The organism is Paraburkholderia sp. SEWSISQ10-3 4, from assembly GCF_030464785.1.
Lineage (GTDB): Bacteria > Pseudomonadota > Gammaproteobacteria > Burkholderiales > Burkholderiaceae > Paraburkholderia > Paraburkholderia aspalathi.
In genome coordinates, this window is the sequence record NZ_JALPRI010000011.1 from 129,590 (window position 1) to 145,496 (window position 15,907).

Annotated in this window: 15 protein-coding genes; 9 read left to right on the forward strand and 6 right to left on the reverse strand. The window is 57.9% G+C overall.

Annotated elements, in window-relative coordinates:
* The first annotated feature begins 174 nt into the window (after positions 1 to 174).
* The gene (locus tag M0D68_RS21100) at positions 175 to 1,662 is read left to right on the forward strand and encodes a class I adenylate-forming enzyme family protein (protein ID WP_266225262.1); all 1,488 of its coding nucleotides are present in this window, start codon (positions 175 to 177) and stop codon (positions 1,660 to 1,662) included.
* A 67-nt stretch (positions 1,663 to 1,729) separates the two neighbouring features.
* On the opposite strand, the gene M0D68_RS21105 is transcribed toward M0D68_RS21100, so the two are convergent.
* Positions 1,730 to 2,395: a response regulator transcription factor gene (locus tag M0D68_RS21105; RefSeq protein ID WP_266225263.1), complete on the reverse strand. Its 666-nt coding sequence runs from the start codon at positions 2,393 to 2,395 to the stop codon at positions 1,730 to 1,732.
* A gap of 172 nt (positions 2,396 to 2,567) precedes the next feature.
* Entirely contained in the window at positions 2,568 to 4,250 is a 1,683-nt protein-coding gene (gene aspT / locus M0D68_RS21110) for an aspartate-alanine antiporter (protein WP_266225264.1), read from the reverse strand.
* Here aspT and M0D68_RS21115 point away from each other — a divergent pair.
* On the forward strand, positions 4,245 to 4,691 hold the full coding sequence (locus M0D68_RS21115) for a hypothetical protein (protein ID WP_266225265.1): 447 nt from the start codon (positions 4,245 to 4,247) through the stop codon (positions 4,689 to 4,691). The two genes, aspT and M0D68_RS21115, sit on opposite strands and share 6 nt — an antisense overlap.
* On the opposite strand, the gene M0D68_RS21120 is transcribed toward M0D68_RS21115, so the two are convergent.
* On the reverse strand, positions 4,685 to 5,641 hold the full coding sequence (locus M0D68_RS21120; protein ID WP_266225267.1) for an alpha/beta fold hydrolase: 957 nt from the start codon (positions 5,639 to 5,641) through the stop codon (positions 4,685 to 4,687). The genes M0D68_RS21115 and M0D68_RS21120 overlap by 7 nt on opposite strands.
* Positions 5,642 to 5,663: 22 nt before the next feature.
* On the reverse strand, positions 5,664 to 5,873 hold the full coding sequence (locus M0D68_RS21125; protein WP_211701538.1) for a hypothetical protein: 210 nt from the start codon (positions 5,871 to 5,873) through the stop codon (positions 5,664 to 5,666).
* Between the two features lie 288 nt (positions 5,874 to 6,161).
* Here M0D68_RS21125 and M0D68_RS21130 point away from each other — a divergent pair, with 288 nt between their 5' ends.
* The 6 genes from M0D68_RS21130 (at position 6,162) to M0D68_RS21155 (ending at position 11,987) form a co-directional block, all read left to right on the forward strand.
* Positions 6,162 to 6,305 carry a hypothetical protein gene (locus M0D68_RS21130; RefSeq protein WP_211701537.1) on the forward strand — a complete coding sequence of 48 codons (144 nt, stop codon included), beginning with the start codon at positions 6,162 to 6,164 and terminating at the stop codon, positions 6,303 to 6,305.
* A gap of 87 nt (positions 6,306 to 6,392) precedes the next feature.
* Positions 6,393 to 7,499, forward strand: coding sequence for an HEXXH motif-containing putative peptide modification protein (locus M0D68_RS21135; RefSeq protein ID WP_211701536.1), 1,107 nt, complete (start codon positions 6,393 to 6,395; stop codon positions 7,497 to 7,499).
* Positions 7,492 to 8,193, forward strand: a complete 702-nt coding sequence (locus tag M0D68_RS21140; RefSeq protein ID WP_266225269.1) for a class I SAM-dependent methyltransferase — start codon at positions 7,492 to 7,494, stop codon at positions 8,191 to 8,193. The genes M0D68_RS21135 and M0D68_RS21140 overlap by 8 nt, the downstream gene beginning before the upstream one ends.
* 48 nt (positions 8,194 to 8,241) lie before the next feature.
* Positions 8,242 to 9,531, forward strand: a complete 1,290-nt coding sequence (locus tag M0D68_RS21145) for an ATP-grasp domain-containing protein (protein ID WP_266225271.1) — start codon at positions 8,242 to 8,244, stop codon at positions 9,529 to 9,531.
* 48 nt (positions 9,532 to 9,579) lie between these two features.
* On the forward strand, positions 9,580 to 10,749 hold the full coding sequence (locus M0D68_RS21150; protein ID WP_266225272.1) for an alanine dehydrogenase/PNT domain protein: 1,170 nt from the start codon (positions 9,580 to 9,582) through the stop codon (positions 10,747 to 10,749).
* Positions 10,750 to 10,853: 104 nt separating this feature from the next.
* Complete coding sequence (locus M0D68_RS21155; protein ID WP_266225274.1) at positions 10,854 to 11,987, forward strand: FAD-dependent monooxygenase; 1,134 nt, start codon at positions 10,854 to 10,856, stop codon at positions 11,985 to 11,987.
* A 191-nt stretch (positions 11,988 to 12,178) separates the two neighbouring features.
* Here M0D68_RS21155 and M0D68_RS21160 read toward each other — a convergent pair whose 3' ends face one another.
* A complete protein-coding gene (locus M0D68_RS21160; RefSeq protein WP_266225276.1) occupies positions 12,179 to 13,066 on the reverse strand; it encodes an SMP-30/gluconolactonase/LRE family protein in 888 nt (295 codons plus the stop codon).
* Between the two features lie 282 nt (positions 13,067 to 13,348).
* Between M0D68_RS21160 and M0D68_RS21165 the strand changes: the two genes are divergently transcribed.
* On the forward strand, positions 13,349 to 14,347 hold the full coding sequence (locus M0D68_RS21165) for a LacI family DNA-binding transcriptional regulator (RefSeq protein ID WP_266225277.1): 999 nt from the start codon (positions 13,349 to 13,351) through the stop codon (positions 14,345 to 14,347).
* Between the two features lie 106 nt (positions 14,348 to 14,453).
* On the opposite strand, the gene M0D68_RS21170 is transcribed toward M0D68_RS21165, so the two are convergent.
* On the reverse strand, positions 14,454 to 15,896 hold the full coding sequence (locus M0D68_RS21170; RefSeq protein WP_266225279.1) for an NAD-dependent succinate-semialdehyde dehydrogenase: 1,443 nt from the start codon (positions 15,894 to 15,896) through the stop codon (positions 14,454 to 14,456).
* Positions 15,897 to 15,907: the final 11 nt, after the last annotated feature.

Below are 15,907 nucleotides of genomic sequence, written 5' to 3' on the forward strand. Positions count from 1 at the left end.
TTTTTCGAGCGCATGATGCGTCAGGTGTAATTCAAGTGTCGGGCCGCGTTGTTCGCGGGCAGCCGACGCTCCTACCCCTGCAGCTCTGAACCCTATCCCACTACCCAAGAGGTCGTCATAGAAGACAACGGACACGTAGCCTATCGGTCTTACATCGACGCATTACTCGATCAATTGAAGACGCGAACCGATCAGGGGGTGTTGCGCTATCAAAAGAGCAACGTAACGGGCGATGCGCTACGTCGCGCAATCTTTCGCTATGCGCGTACGCTTGAGGCGCTAGGCATCGGTCGAGACTCGCTTGTCGCGCAGTTTGCCTCGAACTGCCCTGACGCACTCGCGATTCGCTATGCAGCGAACCTCCTGGGCGCAGGGACGATGTTCCTGCCTGCGCTCGCGGACGCCGATCGCCGTACCGTGCTGCTTGAGCGGATCCAGCCTACGCTGCTGGTCGTCTTCGAGCCGACCGCGCAACTCGTCCCCGACGCGGTGAACACGCGCGTCGTTTACGTCGGCACCGGCTCTGAATCTGCCCGACTCGACAAGCTCGCACAGGCGCAGTCCGATCTACCGATGCATAGCCGCGCCATGGCTGACGATCGTGCTGTGATTGTCTCGTCAGGGGGCACGACGGGCGTGCCTAAAGGCAGTCATCGTTCATTTGCGGCCTATTCCGCTATGGTCGGTGAGGCGGATGCGAGAGGCAGGCGTCAACTCATCAATGGCCCGCTCGCGTATCTTTCCCAAGTGCTGGTCGACAGGACCCTCATCGGCGGCGGCACGATTGTGCTGGAGCGCCGCTACGACGCCGCGCAGACGCTCGCGACGATTGAAGCGGAACGTATCACCGATATGTTTCTGGTCGAGCCGCAGCTTTTCGAAGTCATGGATCATCCGGATGTCCGCCGACGTGACCTGTCCTCACTTCGGTCCCTCGCGCACATCGGCGGATCATCGCCCGCGATCCTGCGGCGACGCGCGATCGCGCGTCTGGGGCCTGTTCTCACCCATATGTATGGAGCGAGCGAGGCGGGTCTCGTCAGCGTGCTGCCTGCGGCCAGCTATGGGACGGCCCCTGAACTGCTAGCCAGTGCTGGCCGCGTTCGGCCGGGCGTCGAGGTGCGCTTTCGTCTCGCCAATGGAACGCTCGCGCGGACCGGGCAGCATGGAAAAATCGAGGTAAGGTCCCGCGCGGTGGCGCAAGGCTATTACAACCAGGCAGTCGAATCGGCTGAGAAGTTTCAGGACGGTTACTGCCTGACGGGCGATATCGGCTTCCTCGACGAAGCCGGCAACCTGCATGTTCTCGGTCGCGCAACGGATGTCGCCGAGGTTGACGGACGTGCGATCGGTCCCACTCCGATTGAAGAAGTTCTGTGCGAGCTTTCCGACGTTCGCTATGCAGCGGCTTTCGCGGCGAACGCTGATGCTAGCGAGCACGGATGGATCGCCGCGGTCGAGCCGTGGGACGGAAAACGGGTGGGCGTCGTGCAATGTGTGCGCGCGCTCGAAGCCACGTTCGGCGTGTTCATCGGCAATGCAGTGCGTATCTGCGTTGTTGATCGCCTGCCTCTTACTGAGCAAGGGAAAGTGGACCGCGCCGCGATTGCAAGTCTTGGACTGACACCGTGCAATGCGCACTTCAGGGAACTGGCCGAATAATGGCAGACGCGGCAGATCACGATGCACGAAGACAGGCAGGCTAACGCACCGGTGTCGCGCGCGCTGATTACCGATTCTCCGACGTTATCGACCAGCCAAGGCCCCGGACGTTCCGGATCAAGGATTGCCCGTATTTCTTTCGGATTGCATGGATCAATACATCGACCGCGTTGCTTTCAATCTCTCTGCCCCAACCATACAGTCGCTCTTCAAGTTGGCTACGCGAGAGTACCGCGCCCCGACGTTCAAGCAAGGCGTGCATCAACGTGAATTCACGCGCCGACAGCTGCGACTCGACACCATTCAGGAGAAGGGTGCGCCTTTCAAGATCGAGACCAAGAAATTCGTCGCCGATTCTCGAGGTCGCATAGCCTGTCGTGCGCCGCAGAACTGCGCGAATGCGTGCAAGTAACTCACGAATAACGAATGGCTTGAGTATGCAATCGTCGGCGCCGGTATCTAGACCGCGTGCATGCGTTTCCGGATCATCGTGTGCGCTAAGGAGCAGGACGGGAACCTTGTTGCCGGCAGCACGTGATGCCTTCAACAACGCTATGCCGCCAATGCGCGGAAGACTCAGATTAAGGAGCACGACCGCGTAATAGCTTGCTGCGATTGCAAGGCTGGCGGCACGGCCGTCCCGTACCCAGTCGACGGTGTATTCCGCATCTCTCAAAGCGCAAAAAAGACTTTGACCCGTATGCAGGTCACTTTCAGCCAGTAGTATTTTCATCTTTCTCTCGATGTTGTGCCCCAAGCGTTCCCTTTATCGGGTTCCGAACGCCGTGGGGATTAATAGCCCCGTTCCTTTTGTAAGACGATTTTTTAGATTGATTGCTTCGCTATCCGAGATCGTCTCGTTCTACCGGATAAGACAACCAGGGACTGTCGAAATGCAGTCACCCTCAAACGAGCTCAATGAGCAGAGGTCCAAGTAACGCCAACAGCACGCTTGCGATTGCATACGTGACTGCAAAGGGCACGGTCGGCACCGCGCTTTCAGACTTTTCCAACAGCTGACCGAACGCCGGATTGGCAGCACGTGAGCCGGCCAATGCACCGGCGAGCAAAGCTGAGTTGTTGTAGCGCAATACGTAGCGGCCGAATAGCATGGTAAGAAGCAACGGAAAGAGCGCGACAAAGATACCGAGTAATAAAATGGTTATCCCGCTTTGTCGGATCGTTAAGAGCGCCTGCATTCCGGAATTGAGACCGACCGCGGCAACGAATGCGGACAAGCCAAAATCCTTTAACAGTTGTGCGGCAGCCGAAGGCATTGCCCCATACTTCGGATATTTGCCGCGCACCCAGCCAAACACCAGCCCCATCAGGAGGCAGCCCCCACCTGCACCGAGCGTCAACGCGAAACCGCCGACATAAGTTACGACAAGCCCTAGTAGCAGACCAGAAACCAGACCTAGTCCCAGATAAACGAAGTCGGTTTTATCCGAGCAGGGCAAGTCATAACCCGCTACCTCGACCGCTCGTTTGGTGTTTTCAGGCGTTCCATAGAACGTAATGACGTCACCATGCTGCAACTCGGTTTCCCAAAGGAGAGGCAGTGGCCGCTCAGCCCGCGTTATGCCGAGAATAAACACACCACGACGCAGCGCCCGATCGAGTGAATTGCGGGCCTTCGAAATCGTCACATGGTTCATGCCTTTTCTGGCAAAAACCGCTTGCCGACTCTCCATCTCGACAGATATGCCCTCGGCTTCCGCGACCTCTTCTCCAAGCAGTGCCGCGGCAACTGCCACCCACTTACGCAGGCCCACAATCAGAACGATGTCGTCCTTCTGCAGCACCACGTCCGCCGCCGGATCGATCAGTCTGTCTTCCCGACGAATACGCTCGATATTGATCAAATCCTTTTGGCTTACTTCGATTTCCGCGATCGTTCGGCCTGCAGCTGGCCCCGCGCGGTACGCCCGGCCGACGAGTCCTGGCATTGATGCGCTCCGGCCGGGCCGCAGCCGCATGCCGCCGTCAGCTGCATTCTCGACTTTGATCGCCGCGTCATGCAGACCTTCGCGCATAAATCGCGGCACGATATTCACACAGACAAGTATCGCGCTTAGCAAGCCAGTCACGTAGGTCACGGCAAAGGCGATCGCCACTTCCGATTGCAGAAACTTTACTTCTGTCGGGGGCAGCCCAAGCCTCGCGATTGCGTCTCCGGCCGTGCCGACAATAGCTGACTGTGTCAACGCACCCGCCGCCAAACCCGCGGCGAGGCCTTTATTGAGGTGGAATAGCTTTGCGCAGGCAACCACGGTAAAGAGTGCCGACGCGGCAAGAAAAGCAGCCAGCGCGAATTCGCGGAGCGTCTTGCGATTGAATGACGCAAAAAACTGCGGGCCGGATGAATACCCAACCGCATAGATAAATACGCTCAGCATCAGCGCCTTGACCCCGCTGTCGATGGCGACACCGGCTTGACTGATGAGCACGGCCGCGAGCAGCGTTCCTCCCACGCCGCCTAGCTGGAAAGAGCCGAAATTGATGCGACCGACGTAATATCCGATCGCGAGCGAGAGGAAAAGCGCAACCTCCGGCGACCTCTGAAATAGGGCGTGTAACGCGTGCATTTGACCAACTTTTTAAGGGTCGCTGGCAATGTCTTCATGCCAGTTGAGGATCAGGAAGACGGAAGCTGCGCGGGTAAAGAAATCTCCACATGCGAGCAGAACAAGGCAATCCGGCACCGCTTCTTCGTGGCGGCATGCGATTCGCCCTGGCCGACCAGACTGCTGTATTCAAGGCGTATGAGCCCGGTCTTCTTCAGGATCGCCTTGTTCCATCGGATAAAAGAGCCGCGACCCGGCATCAGCTGTTTAAGGGCCAAATGGGCCGGCAGCGTTGAGGTGAGCGGCAATCTTTCCATCGGAAATATTAAGTGGGATTCTTCGTCGCGTCAACATCTTTCCAATGGGAAAATTTATTCGTCAGATGATTTCGAGGTATGGCGACCGGGTACGCGTCGATGTTCATTCGCCCCTTTCGAGGCTTCAATTGCGGCACTTCAGTGACGCGCAAATGAGCCGATCGCACGCGCCAGCGCGACCGGGTATTGATACATCATCGCGTGTCCTGCTTGCTTAACCAGCAGCAGATGGGCATGGGGCAATAAGCGCGTGAGCGCTGCGGCGTTCTCTTTGACGACGACGGCATCGTCGTCGCCCGACAGCACCAGCGTATCGATACGCACCGAGCGTAGCGCGTCGGGGGCCTTATCATCCGTTTCCCACGCTTCCAGCGCGACGGTTTGACCATCCGTGACCACGCCGGAAATGGCGGGCGACGGGTAGCCGGAGGGCTTGAACATATCCTTGGCGAAACACCGCTCGGCGTCTTTCACGCTTGATGCTGGGAACAGAACGGCCATGACGTCGTTGAACGTGACGCCAGGGCCGCCCGCCAGTTTCGCCATGACGTCCGCAGGCACCGGGGTGCCGGTTCGGCCTGGCGCCAAAGCACTCATCAATACCATTTTGCCGATTGCCTGAGGCTTGTCGATCGCGAGTTGCTGCACGATTGAGCCGCCCATCGACCATCCGACCACCGTCGCGTGCTTCAAGGCCAGCGTGTCGATCAACGCGGCGGTATCGCTTGCCATGTCGTCGATCGTGAAACTCGCCGCATTGGGCATCGAACGCCCGATGCCGCGGTTGTCGAAGACGATGACGTCATGATGTTTCGCGAGTTCGGCGAGGAACGTTGCGTCCCATTCGGACATTGTCGCGCGATAGCCGGTGACGAGTAGAAGCGGGCTGCCATGACCGAATCGGTAATAGGCGAGTGGGCCACGTGAAGTGTCCGCGATTTGTTCGTGATGACTTGCATAGATGGAGGACGTCTCGGGCGGCGCCACGCACGCCGCTTCATGCGGGTAGCTCGCGGTTCGCGCGTGAGCGGTGGTCGATAGTACGGCACACGCCAAGGTAATCGCGAGTACTGCGAATCTTAGCGGCGTATTCATGGGGAGGCTCCTTCGCTCGATGTCAGTAACGCGTCCGCCCAGAGCGCATCAAATGATATCCCGCGATCAGACCCATGTCGTAGGCGGTTTCGAGTGCGCGGACGATATCGACCGGTCTCACCGGGACGCGTAAGTCCGGCAGTTCAGGGTTTAAGGCGTAGGTATCGACATCGAAGCAATCGGTCGCAATTTCGCTCAAGATGCTCAGACGTTCTTCGGTTATCACACTCATTCGTATTCTCCTCTCTTGACTTAAGTACCCCGATACTCGGCACTGTCGCGCGAATCTATGACGTACCTTGACTCGGTTTGCTGGTCCATTGGAACGAAGAATAGGCGAGGAAAGTTAACCAGAAATTAGGCGCTAGAGATATCGATCCACGGACTCGGTTTGGGTCGTGGCTTGCCCTAATTCGCACCTCAGAAACGTGACGGACACTCTATTCCGGAAGCTCGCTTTAGATACCAAACGATGCGTTGCTTTCGATTCCCAACTGTCTGTTTGAAATAGGAGTGACTCATGTCTACGACCAACAAGCTGGATACATCCACGTCTCAAGGTATCAACGCCCTCATTACCACGCATGAAGAAGGATTCAAGGTGCCTGCGGACATCGTCACGGACGGATCGGATCTCGTTCCAACCTTGCAGTATCTGGCCTGAGGTCCAACAGCGGAGCACGTCATGGTTTTGTCGGTTTCAAGGCAATTGACGTGTCTCCGCGCTCCAGTCGCGGAGCCATCCATTCTTATGAAAACCATTTCTGAAACGTTGCAAGATCATTCCGAGTGGCGAGAGTTGGCGCTTCCGCGCCCTGGATCAGGCAGAGCGCTCCGGATAGAACTGCAGAGAAGGCTGAAGGACTCGCTTTTCAAAGTGCTGCAGGAGATTGAACGCGTCATTCCAGAACCGCTCACGCAAGAGCGCGCCCTGGTTGAGGCGCTTGATCCGTCGCGAAGATATGCGCCGGAGCCGTACTTCGCGTATTTCAGCCTGCTGGAGAGCATGGCTCGATCAGACGCGCTTGCTGTCGTTCAACGCTGCAAGGCATTGCGTGACTGTCTCCATGCGCCATATTGCGATGAGTTTGAAATCCGGCAAGGTGTCGACGACATCACGCTCTCTTTCACTCGCGCGCGCCACAACGCTGCCGAGTCCGATGTAAATCGTGCCGACTTCTCCAGTAGCGGGGTGGAGCGTCGAACACAGACCGGCGGTGATTTCTCCGCGGTTGACCCCTCAGTCGCGCAGACGGCCGGACGGCATTGTGCCGCAACGAAGACGCTCATTGCGGCCCGCTATCCCGATCTTGCAGACGAACTTGACAGTATTGTGTCGGTCGTTCAGTTGATGCCGCCGTCGTTTTCGGCGGAAGCGGCATCGAGCTTGTCGAGCTTCGGCATGATTCTCGTTCGACCGCTACAACACGCCAGCGAGCAGCATCAGCGGCTTTTCTATTTCGACCGGCTGGTTCATGAAGCGTCGCATCTTTATTTGAATCTGTTGATGACGTTTGATCCACTGGTGACGAACGGCTCGGCGCTGGCACCGTCGCCAGCGCGACAGACATTGAGACCGGTCAAGGGTGTACTGCACGCGCATTTTGTGTTCTTTCGCCTGCTTTATGCGTATCGAAGCGCACCAGAACTCGAGGGCTACGCGCACGAGCGTGGCAGGTCGGCCGAAACCGCTGCACATCTGCCCATTGGCGCGCTCCCGCTCTCTTTCCACACGCGACAAGCGGCCTACGCTGCAAGGTTCATGCAGGGTGATGCGATTCTTCGATCCCATGCCGAATTCACCGAGCGCGGCCGCATATTCCTGGAATCGATGAAGGAGGCCGTTCAGCATGTGTGATCCTCGCTTAAGTGTTGGTGACCGGCGATTGATGGAGCGCTTGTCACGATTGGAGCCGTTCCCCGCCTCCTTGCTGGAAATGGGATGCGGCGACGGGCACAAACTCGTGGCGCTAAAGCGCAGCCATCACGTCGACACATATGGTGTCGATACGCACGAACCTTCAGTGGTGTCGCTGCAAAGTGCCGGGGTGGACGCGATGGTCTGCGACATGCGACATCTGCCATTCGACGATTGCCATTTCGATTGGGTGCTGATTGCCAATTCGCTTCATCACGTTCCAAACCCCCAGGGAGCCATGCGAGAGGCGGCGCGCGTGACACGCCATGGAGTCGTTATTTGTGAGCCCTGGTGCGATCAGACCATAGCGTCACAGCGAACGACTTATACGCTCTGCCAGTGGTCGAATGCATTGGTTCAAAGTTTGGGTTATTTTCACCGCGAAGGTCTTTCTGCTGGCGAGATTCTGGATCTGGTCGACTTCGAGGCTGCGTCTGCCGATGTCAGTTACGAGTTGGGCATTGCGCGATGGGACGTCAACGAGTGGTTGAAAGACTTTCGCCCTCACATGGATCAGTTAGCCACGACACACTTTCTGCGATGGCGTCTCAAGCATCTCCTCGCGACGTTGCCAACAGAGACGGCAACTGAACCCGGGCAGGTGGTAGTTGTCATCCGGAAGTGTGCGGCATGAGCAAATTTCCCGCACTGCATTCCATTCAGATTCTGGAGAGCACATAACATGAAACAGCAAAGGCAAGCAGTTGTTATCGTTGGCGCCGATTCCAAGGGCTACTATATCGCCCCAACGTTGCAGGGGCGGGGCTATCAATGCATCCACGTCGATGTTGGCGATTTGTCGCGCAAGAAGCCCGGCAACTCCAGCTGTTTTACAACAGAGTTCCGGCTTCCCTCCGACGATGACTGGGCCATCACCGATCTCGTCGCCAAGTTGAACAGGTACAGCGTGAAAGCCGTACTGGCGGCAGGAGATACGGGCGTAGTGGCTGCGAACAAGATAGCCCAGTGTTTCGACGTTCCCAGGAATCCGGCGGGTAGCTGGCGGTTCCATCGACACAAATATCACATGATCGAAGCGCTCAGGCATGAGGGCGTCGCCTGCTCGGAACAGTTCGTGTCGAACAGGATAGACGGATTACTCTCCTGGTATCGCAGCAATGACTTTACGCGGGTCGTCATGAAGCCAAGTCTTGGCGGCTATTCGGACGGCGTGGGAATCTGTGAGAACGAGCGAGAGATTGTGAGTGTCTTCGAAAAGAATATCAACAAGATCAACTGCACAGGAAAAGTGAACGACGAATACGTGATTCAGGAATTTCTTGAGGGACGACACTATGTTGTCAACACGGTATCGGTTGAGGGAACACATTTCGTCACCGATGTCTGGCTGGATGTGAATCACCATGAGAATACCTTTCTGATTGACGAGTACTCCGATTCCGTGAGCCGACAGTCGCCGGAATTCGCCACTGTTTCGAGCTACGTCGGGGAAGTTCTCGACGCGCTGCAGATACGAAATGGTCCGGCTCATTCCGAAGTCATGCTCACTGCGGATGGCCCGCGTCTGATCGAGACAGGGGCGAGGTTGGCCGGCGGACTGGACTTCTCGATTGTTGAAGAGTGCCATGGATACAGCCAGATCTCCGTCCTTGCAGATAGCCTGATCGCCCCGCATCTTTTTTCCAGCAGGACAGCACTCTATTCAGACGCCCCGTCCAGGTTTGCGCGCTTCGTCTATATGTCCGCCGACGTCAGTGGTCGGATCAGATCCGAGATCGGTTTGAATGGATTCTTCGAGATCCCAAGTTTGATGAGCATCAAACTCGCAATCCAGGCGGGTGGGAATCTCGAAAGAACCCAGTATTCACTGGGTCACCCTGGCTATGCCATGTTCCTGGCGGACAGTCGCGAGGAGCTTTGCCGGGACTATGCCAGGTTCCGCGGGCTTGAACGGCGCTTCTTTGAAGACCTGATTGAAGAACCTGTGCGTGAAGATTCACTGACGTCTTGACTTCAGGCACGCTGATCGACGCAGTTCATCCTGCATCCAGGAGAGAAAATGATGCATACCCTGTGGCTACGCGCCGAAACCAAGCTGAACGAACGGCGAACCCCATTGATCCCCGCTCACGCGCGAATACTGGTCAAAAATGGCTATCGTGTGTGTGTTGAAGCGTCGCGGGACCGAATTTTTAGCAACTCGGCATATCGGAAGCAAGGCTGCATTCTTGTCGAAAAGGGTAGCTGGAGATTCGCCAGTAGGGACACGTTAATTCTGGGTCTTAAGGAGCTTCCGGAGGCGTCCTTTCCGCTGAGGCATCGACACTTCTACTTTGCGCATGCCTACGAGAGACAAACAGGTTCAGTTGATTTGCTCGAGCGATTCAAGAGCGGCGGTGGGTTTCTTTACGATCTGGAGCAGATCAAGGACCCCTCAGGCGCACAGCTCGTTACAGGCGGCGCCGGCTACCTGGCTGGATTGTGTGCCGCAACGGCCTGTCTGGACATCTGGAAGCAGAGGCAATGTGAACGCACAGGAGCGTATCGCGTGCCGTTGCAGTTCGCCAGTTGTGCCGAACTGGTCGCGTACGCGCGTTCACTGGTCACTGCGCATGTGCCAATTCCCAGGATCCTGGTCGTCGGACATCGTGGAAAGTCGGGCAGCGGGGTCGCGCATCTGCTCGACGAGGTTGGGCTTGGATTCGATCGGTCGCCGAAGATTACGAATGACTATATCCAGCGAAGGGCGTTGCTGCATCAGTACGACATCATATTCAACTGCATCAAGCTATCCAAAGATACGCCGATATTTTTGTCGAAGGACATGATCAACGCCGATACCCGCATCGCACTGATTGGCGATGTGAGCTGCGAGCCGACACATCCAGACAACCCGATCCCGATTTATTCGGCGCCGACTAACTTTGCGCAACCCGTGTTTCGAACGCCCGAGGGCATCGATGTCATGGCGATAGATAACATCACCGCGATGCTACCGGTGGAGTGCAGTCAAATACTGAGCGAGCAGATTTTTCCGTATCTTTGCTATTTTCTACTGGCTCAGGGCGTGCATGAGGCATCGCCGTTTGTGCGTGTTGTTGATTCGTTCAATTTAGCCTGTCGTGAGTCGCTGGGAAGAGGCAGTGACGATGTATCGGCCGGATCTGCCGACAGACCCGCACGAGCCGCAAAGCTGCCCACCCGTCACGCAAGCGCCTCATTCGGTTAGGTGATTCAGCGTATATTTTCGCCTATGCTAGGGCCAGCGAACGCGAGTTTCAAAACAAGCGTTCAACTCATATTAATCCTGCATGCCAGATAACGACGGTGCCTATGATGAATGGAAACGTATTGATTTCCGGTGCAGGCGTCACGGGACTGGCACTGGCATACTGGCTGGGTCGCGCCGGGTTTGCCACGACGCTGATCGAGCTGGCCCCGGCATTTCGCCGGGGCGGCCAGGCCGTCGACATTCGGGGCGTCGCGCTCGATGTTGTCAAGGAGATGGGATTGCTCGAGGACGCCCGTGCGTTGCGAACGCGCCTGAAGGGCATGTCGATGCTCGACGCCAACGGCAACGAGACACAACGTACCGAAGAACGCACCTTCAGTGCTGGCCGGCTCGACAGCGACGACATCGAAATTTTCCGCGATGACTTGTGCGAGCTTCTGATGGGCGCGATGAGCGAACGCGTCGAATTCGTCTACAACGACAGCATCCGCGCGATCGACGATCAGGGCGACAGCGTGGTGGTGACGTTCGCGAGCGGCGTGAACCGGAAATTCGATCTCCTGATCGGTGCCGACGGCATCTACTCGAATGTCCGCAGGCAGTGTTTCGACGATGAATCCACGGTGGTTCACCCATTGGGCGTAGTTCTCGCCCTTTTTTCGACGCCGAACCTGATCGATCTGATCGATTGGCAACTTGGGTACCGGGAGGAGGGCGTCGGCTACGTGATCTATCCCAGCCACGACAAGAGCGAACTCCGGATTGGCGTTGGCTTCGCGGCTCCGGGATCTGCGATGTCCCGCAGCGATACGAATGCGCAAAAGCAGCTTGTGGCCGGGCAGTGCGCTCACCTGAAGGGCGGATTTCCCCGCTTCATCGACGCAATGAAGACGACCGATCAGTTCTATTACAACGAGCTCGCGCAGATCCGCATGCCGTCATGGTCTAAAGGCCGTGTCGTGCTTGCCGGTGACGCGGCACATTGCGCATCCCCTTTCTCGGGTCAAGGCACGAGTCTCGGGCTCGTCGGCGCTTTCGTGCTGGCTTGCGAACTGGTTCGGTACTGGGATGAGCCGGCGCGGGCGTTTGCTGCATACGAACACCGTATGCGGCCGTATGTGGATCTGAATCAGGCTCTCGTCGATCTCACTCGTAAGGGCCCGACGCCGGATCACCTAATGGCTGAAGCCAAGAACGGTATCGACCTCAGCGACTTGCTGAAAAGGCGGGTATAGCCGTCGGAGGCCAGATGCTTCTGATCATCTGGCTTTCGTCTTTCCTCTATCCACGCGATATAGCGATACTGCCGACCAGAGCTCGGTCCCCGTCGTACCGGCCGATTAAGATCTACCGGAACTGACGATCTAGATTGGTTCGTAGGGACAGGTTAATTCTGGCAAGCAGGCCAAATGCGGTGTGTGGACAATCAGGTCGTGCGCAGGGCGCAGCGCGGTTCGATCATTCCAGGCACGTCCGTTTTCATTGCAAACACGCCGCCTGACAGCGGTAGTGCCTCGAGCTCGGCTGCCGATCGCCCGTGTCGCGCCGTCGTAACGTACAAAGTACGTAGGTCCGGGCCGCCGAACGCACACATGGTCGGGCACCGCGCGGCAAGCTCATACTCGGCAACGATTTTGCCGGCAGGCGAAATCCGCACAACACGACCGGCATCGTATAGCGCGGACCAATAGTAGCCTTCAGCGTCGACTGCGGCTCCATCGGGACGACGCTGGCCCGTTTCGGACGGACCGAAATTGACCCATGGCTCCCGCTCGCCAGCAATACCGGTAGTCGCATCGTACGATCGGCGATAGATGGAAAAGCGTGGCGTATCGGAGTGATAGAGCCAGCGTCCGTCTGGACTGAACGCCAGGCCGTTGGAATTCAGCAAGCCGTCGTCTATCCGGACCAACTGCTCGCCGTCCAGTCGATACAGTGCGGCGGCGTTGCTGACTCGTGTTTCGTCGATGGTGCCAACCCAGAATCGACCGTGAGCATCGCAACGGCCATCGTTGAAACGGGTCGTCTTCGCATCGCCAGGATTGGGACACAGTTGCCGCAGGGGCCGGCCGGCGCAATCGAGTAGCCAGATATCGCTTCGCATCGCGGCTACGAAGCCGCCATCTTCGGTCAGTGCAAAGCTGCCGATGTGTTCCGGCATCTCGATCGACATGTCTTCGCCGCTCTCAGGATCGTAACAATGCAGCGCCAGCGCGAAGATATCCACCCACCAAAGTCGCTGAAGCCTTTCGTCCCAGCGTGGACATTCACCGACCGCTGCCTGCCTTTCCAAAACGCATTCGAAACGTTTCATGCTTTCTTCTAAAGCCTCGGAATCATGGGGGGCACAGCACGGCCTCGGCCTCCGCGCGTATTGCACGTTTGCGAGCCGGTCAGGTATAAACGTGGGCTCCCGGCGCTGAGCGCATTCCCTGCCGTTCATGATGTTTCGCCGAGGGAATACGCAGCCATTTTTTGGTAGCGCTATCATACGCTAGTATCTCGAGCCATTGATATCGGCCAACCGGCATTCTCTGAGGAACAATTCTGTATGTCACAGCCACTCCGCAAACGACGCGGCGCAGGTCGGGTCAGGTTGCACGACGTTGCCGCACTCGCAGGCGTGTCTCACATGACAGTCTCCCGTTACTTCAATAGCCGCGATATGGTGGGACCGGACTTGCAGGAGCGCATTGCGGCAGCCATCGAGAAAACGGGCTACGTGCGTAACGTCTTTGCTGGCTCGCTTGCTTCGGCGCGCGGTAAATCGATTGGAATGGTGATCCCTCATATCGCGGGCGGTGTCTATGCGGAAACCGTTCAAGGCGTGACGGATACCTTGCGTTCCAATGGCTACCAACTGCTCCTTGCCACAAGCGACTATTCCGCGGAGGAGGAAGAGGCGGCCGTGCGCGCATTTCTTGGCTGGTCGCCCGCGGCGATCATCCTGACCAGTCAGCGGCATACGCGCAAGACAGGTGAACTGCTTGCCTCCGCGGGCGTGCCTATCGTGCATACGTGGAGCAACAAGCCCAAGGCCAATCAGATTGCGGTCGGCTTTTCCAACGTCAACGTTGGCCGCGACTGTGTACAGTACCTTCATGGTCGAGGGTATCGCCGAATCGTTTTTGTCCATCCGACGCATCAGCATGATGTTGGGGCCGATCGTCGTGCTGAGGGATACACGGCAATGATGGAAGAGCTGGGGCTCACACCGCTCGAATACCGTCCGACCGTCAAGAGCCCGCTCGATGCCGGGATGATTGCCTTCGAATCTTTGACCCGTGGCCGTCGTCCCGCTGACGCCATCATCTTCGCCAACGACAATCTGGCGGCCGGCGCATTGCTGCACGGTATTCATCAACGCATACCCATTCCCGAGACATGCGCGATCATGGGCTTTGGTGACCTTTCTATTTCGGACAAACTGGTGCCTTCGCTGACGACGGTCCGTCCACCGCGTTACGACATCGGCCGCATCGCCGCGCTGCGCATCCTCCAGGCGCTAGGGGAGGCGGGCAGCGGCACCTCGGCTGATGAACCCGAGCAACTTAGCGATTTGCCCTACGAGATCGTCGAACGGGAAAGCACGTGAGTTCGTAACATCGGCAACCGGGGGCCTTCCCTGACGATGGATGTGGGGCGCCGCAGAGGGGTGGCGGTCCATGTTTGCGGGGCCGTGTCATTCAGCGTCTGTGCGATTAGCGATGCTCGGACACGAACTTTGTGTTCAGATACGCATCGAGTGCCTCCGTCCCTCCTTCCGAACCGTATCCGGAATCCTTGATTCCGCCGAAGGGCGCTTCGGGCAGTCCAAGCCCGTGATGGTTGATCGATACCATGCCGCTTTCGATCAACACCCCCACCGCAGCAAGTTTCTCGCTCGAACGCGTGTAGGCATAGGCGGCTAAGCCGAACGGTAGGCGGTTTGCCTCGGCCACGGCCTCGTCGAAGGTCCTGAAGGTTGAGACAGGCGCAATGGGGCCGAATGGCTCTTCGTGCATGATGCGAGAGGACGAGGCGACATTCGCGAGCACGGTGGGCGCGAAGAAGTAGCCTTTGCTGCCAATGCGCGTACCGCCCGTCAGGACTTTGGCACCGTGGCCGACGGCGTCGGCCACGAGTTCCTGCATCGCCTGAAGGCGCCGCTCGTTGACGAGCGGACCCATCCGCACACCCTCGCCCAGCCCATTGCCGACCATGATGTCGCGCGTTTCGCTGACAAAGTGCTCGACGAATTCATCGAATGCCGCTTCTTCCACGAGAAAGCGCGTGGGCGAAACGCAGACTTGCCCCGCGTTGCGGAACTTGGCGGCGGCGAGTAAGCGCGCTGCCCGAGGCACGTCGGTATCCGCGAAAACAAGGGCGGGCGCATGGCCGCCGAGCTCCATCGTCATGCGCTTCATATGTTTGCCGGCCTGCGCGGCAAGGAGCTTGCCCACCGCCGTCGAGCCGGTAAAGGAGATCTTGCGGATGACGGGATGTGCAATCAGAAAGGCGGACACTTCGGCGGGCACGCCGAAAACGAGATTCAACACACCGGCTGGCAGGTCAGCGTCGGCGAATGCGCGTACGAGGGCCGCACAACTGGCTGGAGTCTCTTCCGGACCCTTCAGGATAACGGAGCATCCGGTTGCGAGGGCGGCGGAGATCTTGCGTACAGCCTGATTGATCGGGAAATTCCACGGTGTGAAAGCCGCGACAGGTCCCACCGGTTCGCGCGTGACGATTTGCCGGACGCCGTCGACGCGCGCAGGAATGACGCGGCCGTAGGTGCGCCGCGCTTCTTCGGCAAACCACTCGACGACTTCGGCTGAGGCGAGCGTTTCGATTCGCGACTCAGCGAGCGGCTTCCCTTGCTCCATCGTCATGGTGCGGGCGATGTCGTCGGCGCGTTCTCGAATCAGTTGCGCAGCACGGCGCATCAGTTTGCTGCGCTCGAAGGCGGGTACCCTGCGCCAGATTTCGAAACCGCTCTGGGCCGCCTTGACGGCTTCAGCGAGATCGGCTTCTGAGGCGAGCGATACCAGGCCGATCTGGACCTCGCTGGAAGGATCAATGACCGGCTGCGTGTGTGCGGTGGCGCGCCAGGTCTGGTTGATATACAGGTGTGTATCGGGATAGGACGGTACGGTAGCGTTCATCGATTGAAAAT

What these genes read in the sequence shown, in the direction of transcription:
- M0D68_RS21140 (WP_266225269.1), top strand. Translation starts at nt 7,492, where the DNA reads ATGTGTGATCCTCGCTTAAGTGTTGGTGACCGGCGATTGATGGAGCGC.
- aspT (WP_266225264.1), bottom strand. Translation starts at nt 4,250, where the DNA reads ATGCACGCGTTACACGCCCTATTTCAGAGGTCGCCGGAGGTTGCGCTT.
- M0D68_RS21150 (WP_266225272.1), top strand. Translation starts at nt 9,580, where the DNA reads ATGATGCATACCCTGTGGCTACGCGCCGAAACCAAGCTGAACGAACGG.
- M0D68_RS21170 (WP_266225279.1), bottom strand. Translation starts at nt 15,896, where the DNA reads ATGAACGCTACCGTACCGTCCTATCCCGATACACACCTGTATATCAAC.
- M0D68_RS21120 (WP_266225267.1), bottom strand. Translation starts at nt 5,641, where the DNA reads ATGAATACGCCGCTAAGATTCGCAGTACTCGCGATTACCTTGGCGTGT.
- M0D68_RS21155 (WP_266225274.1), top strand. Translation starts at nt 10,854, where the DNA reads ATGATGAATGGAAACGTATTGATTTCCGGTGCAGGCGTCACGGGACTG.
- M0D68_RS21145 (WP_266225271.1), top strand. Translation starts at nt 8,242, where the DNA reads ATGAAACAGCAAAGGCAAGCAGTTGTTATCGTTGGCGCCGATTCCAAG.
- M0D68_RS21125 (WP_211701538.1), bottom strand. Translation starts at nt 5,873, where the DNA reads ATGAGTGTGATAACCGAAGAACGTCTGAGCATCTTGAGCGAAATTGCG.
- M0D68_RS21160 (WP_266225276.1), bottom strand. Translation starts at nt 13,066, where the DNA reads ATGAAACGTTTCGAATGCGTTTTGGAAAGGCAGGCAGCGGTCGGTGAA.
- M0D68_RS21105 (WP_266225263.1), bottom strand. Translation starts at nt 2,395, where the DNA reads ATGAAAATACTACTGGCTGAAAGTGACCTGCATACGGGTCAAAGTCTT.
- M0D68_RS21135 (WP_211701536.1), top strand. Translation starts at nt 6,393, where the DNA reads ATGAAAACCATTTCTGAAACGTTGCAAGATCATTCCGAGTGGCGAGAG.
- M0D68_RS21130 (WP_211701537.1), top strand. Translation starts at nt 6,162, where the DNA reads ATGTCTACGACCAACAAGCTGGATACATCCACGTCTCAAGGTATCAAC.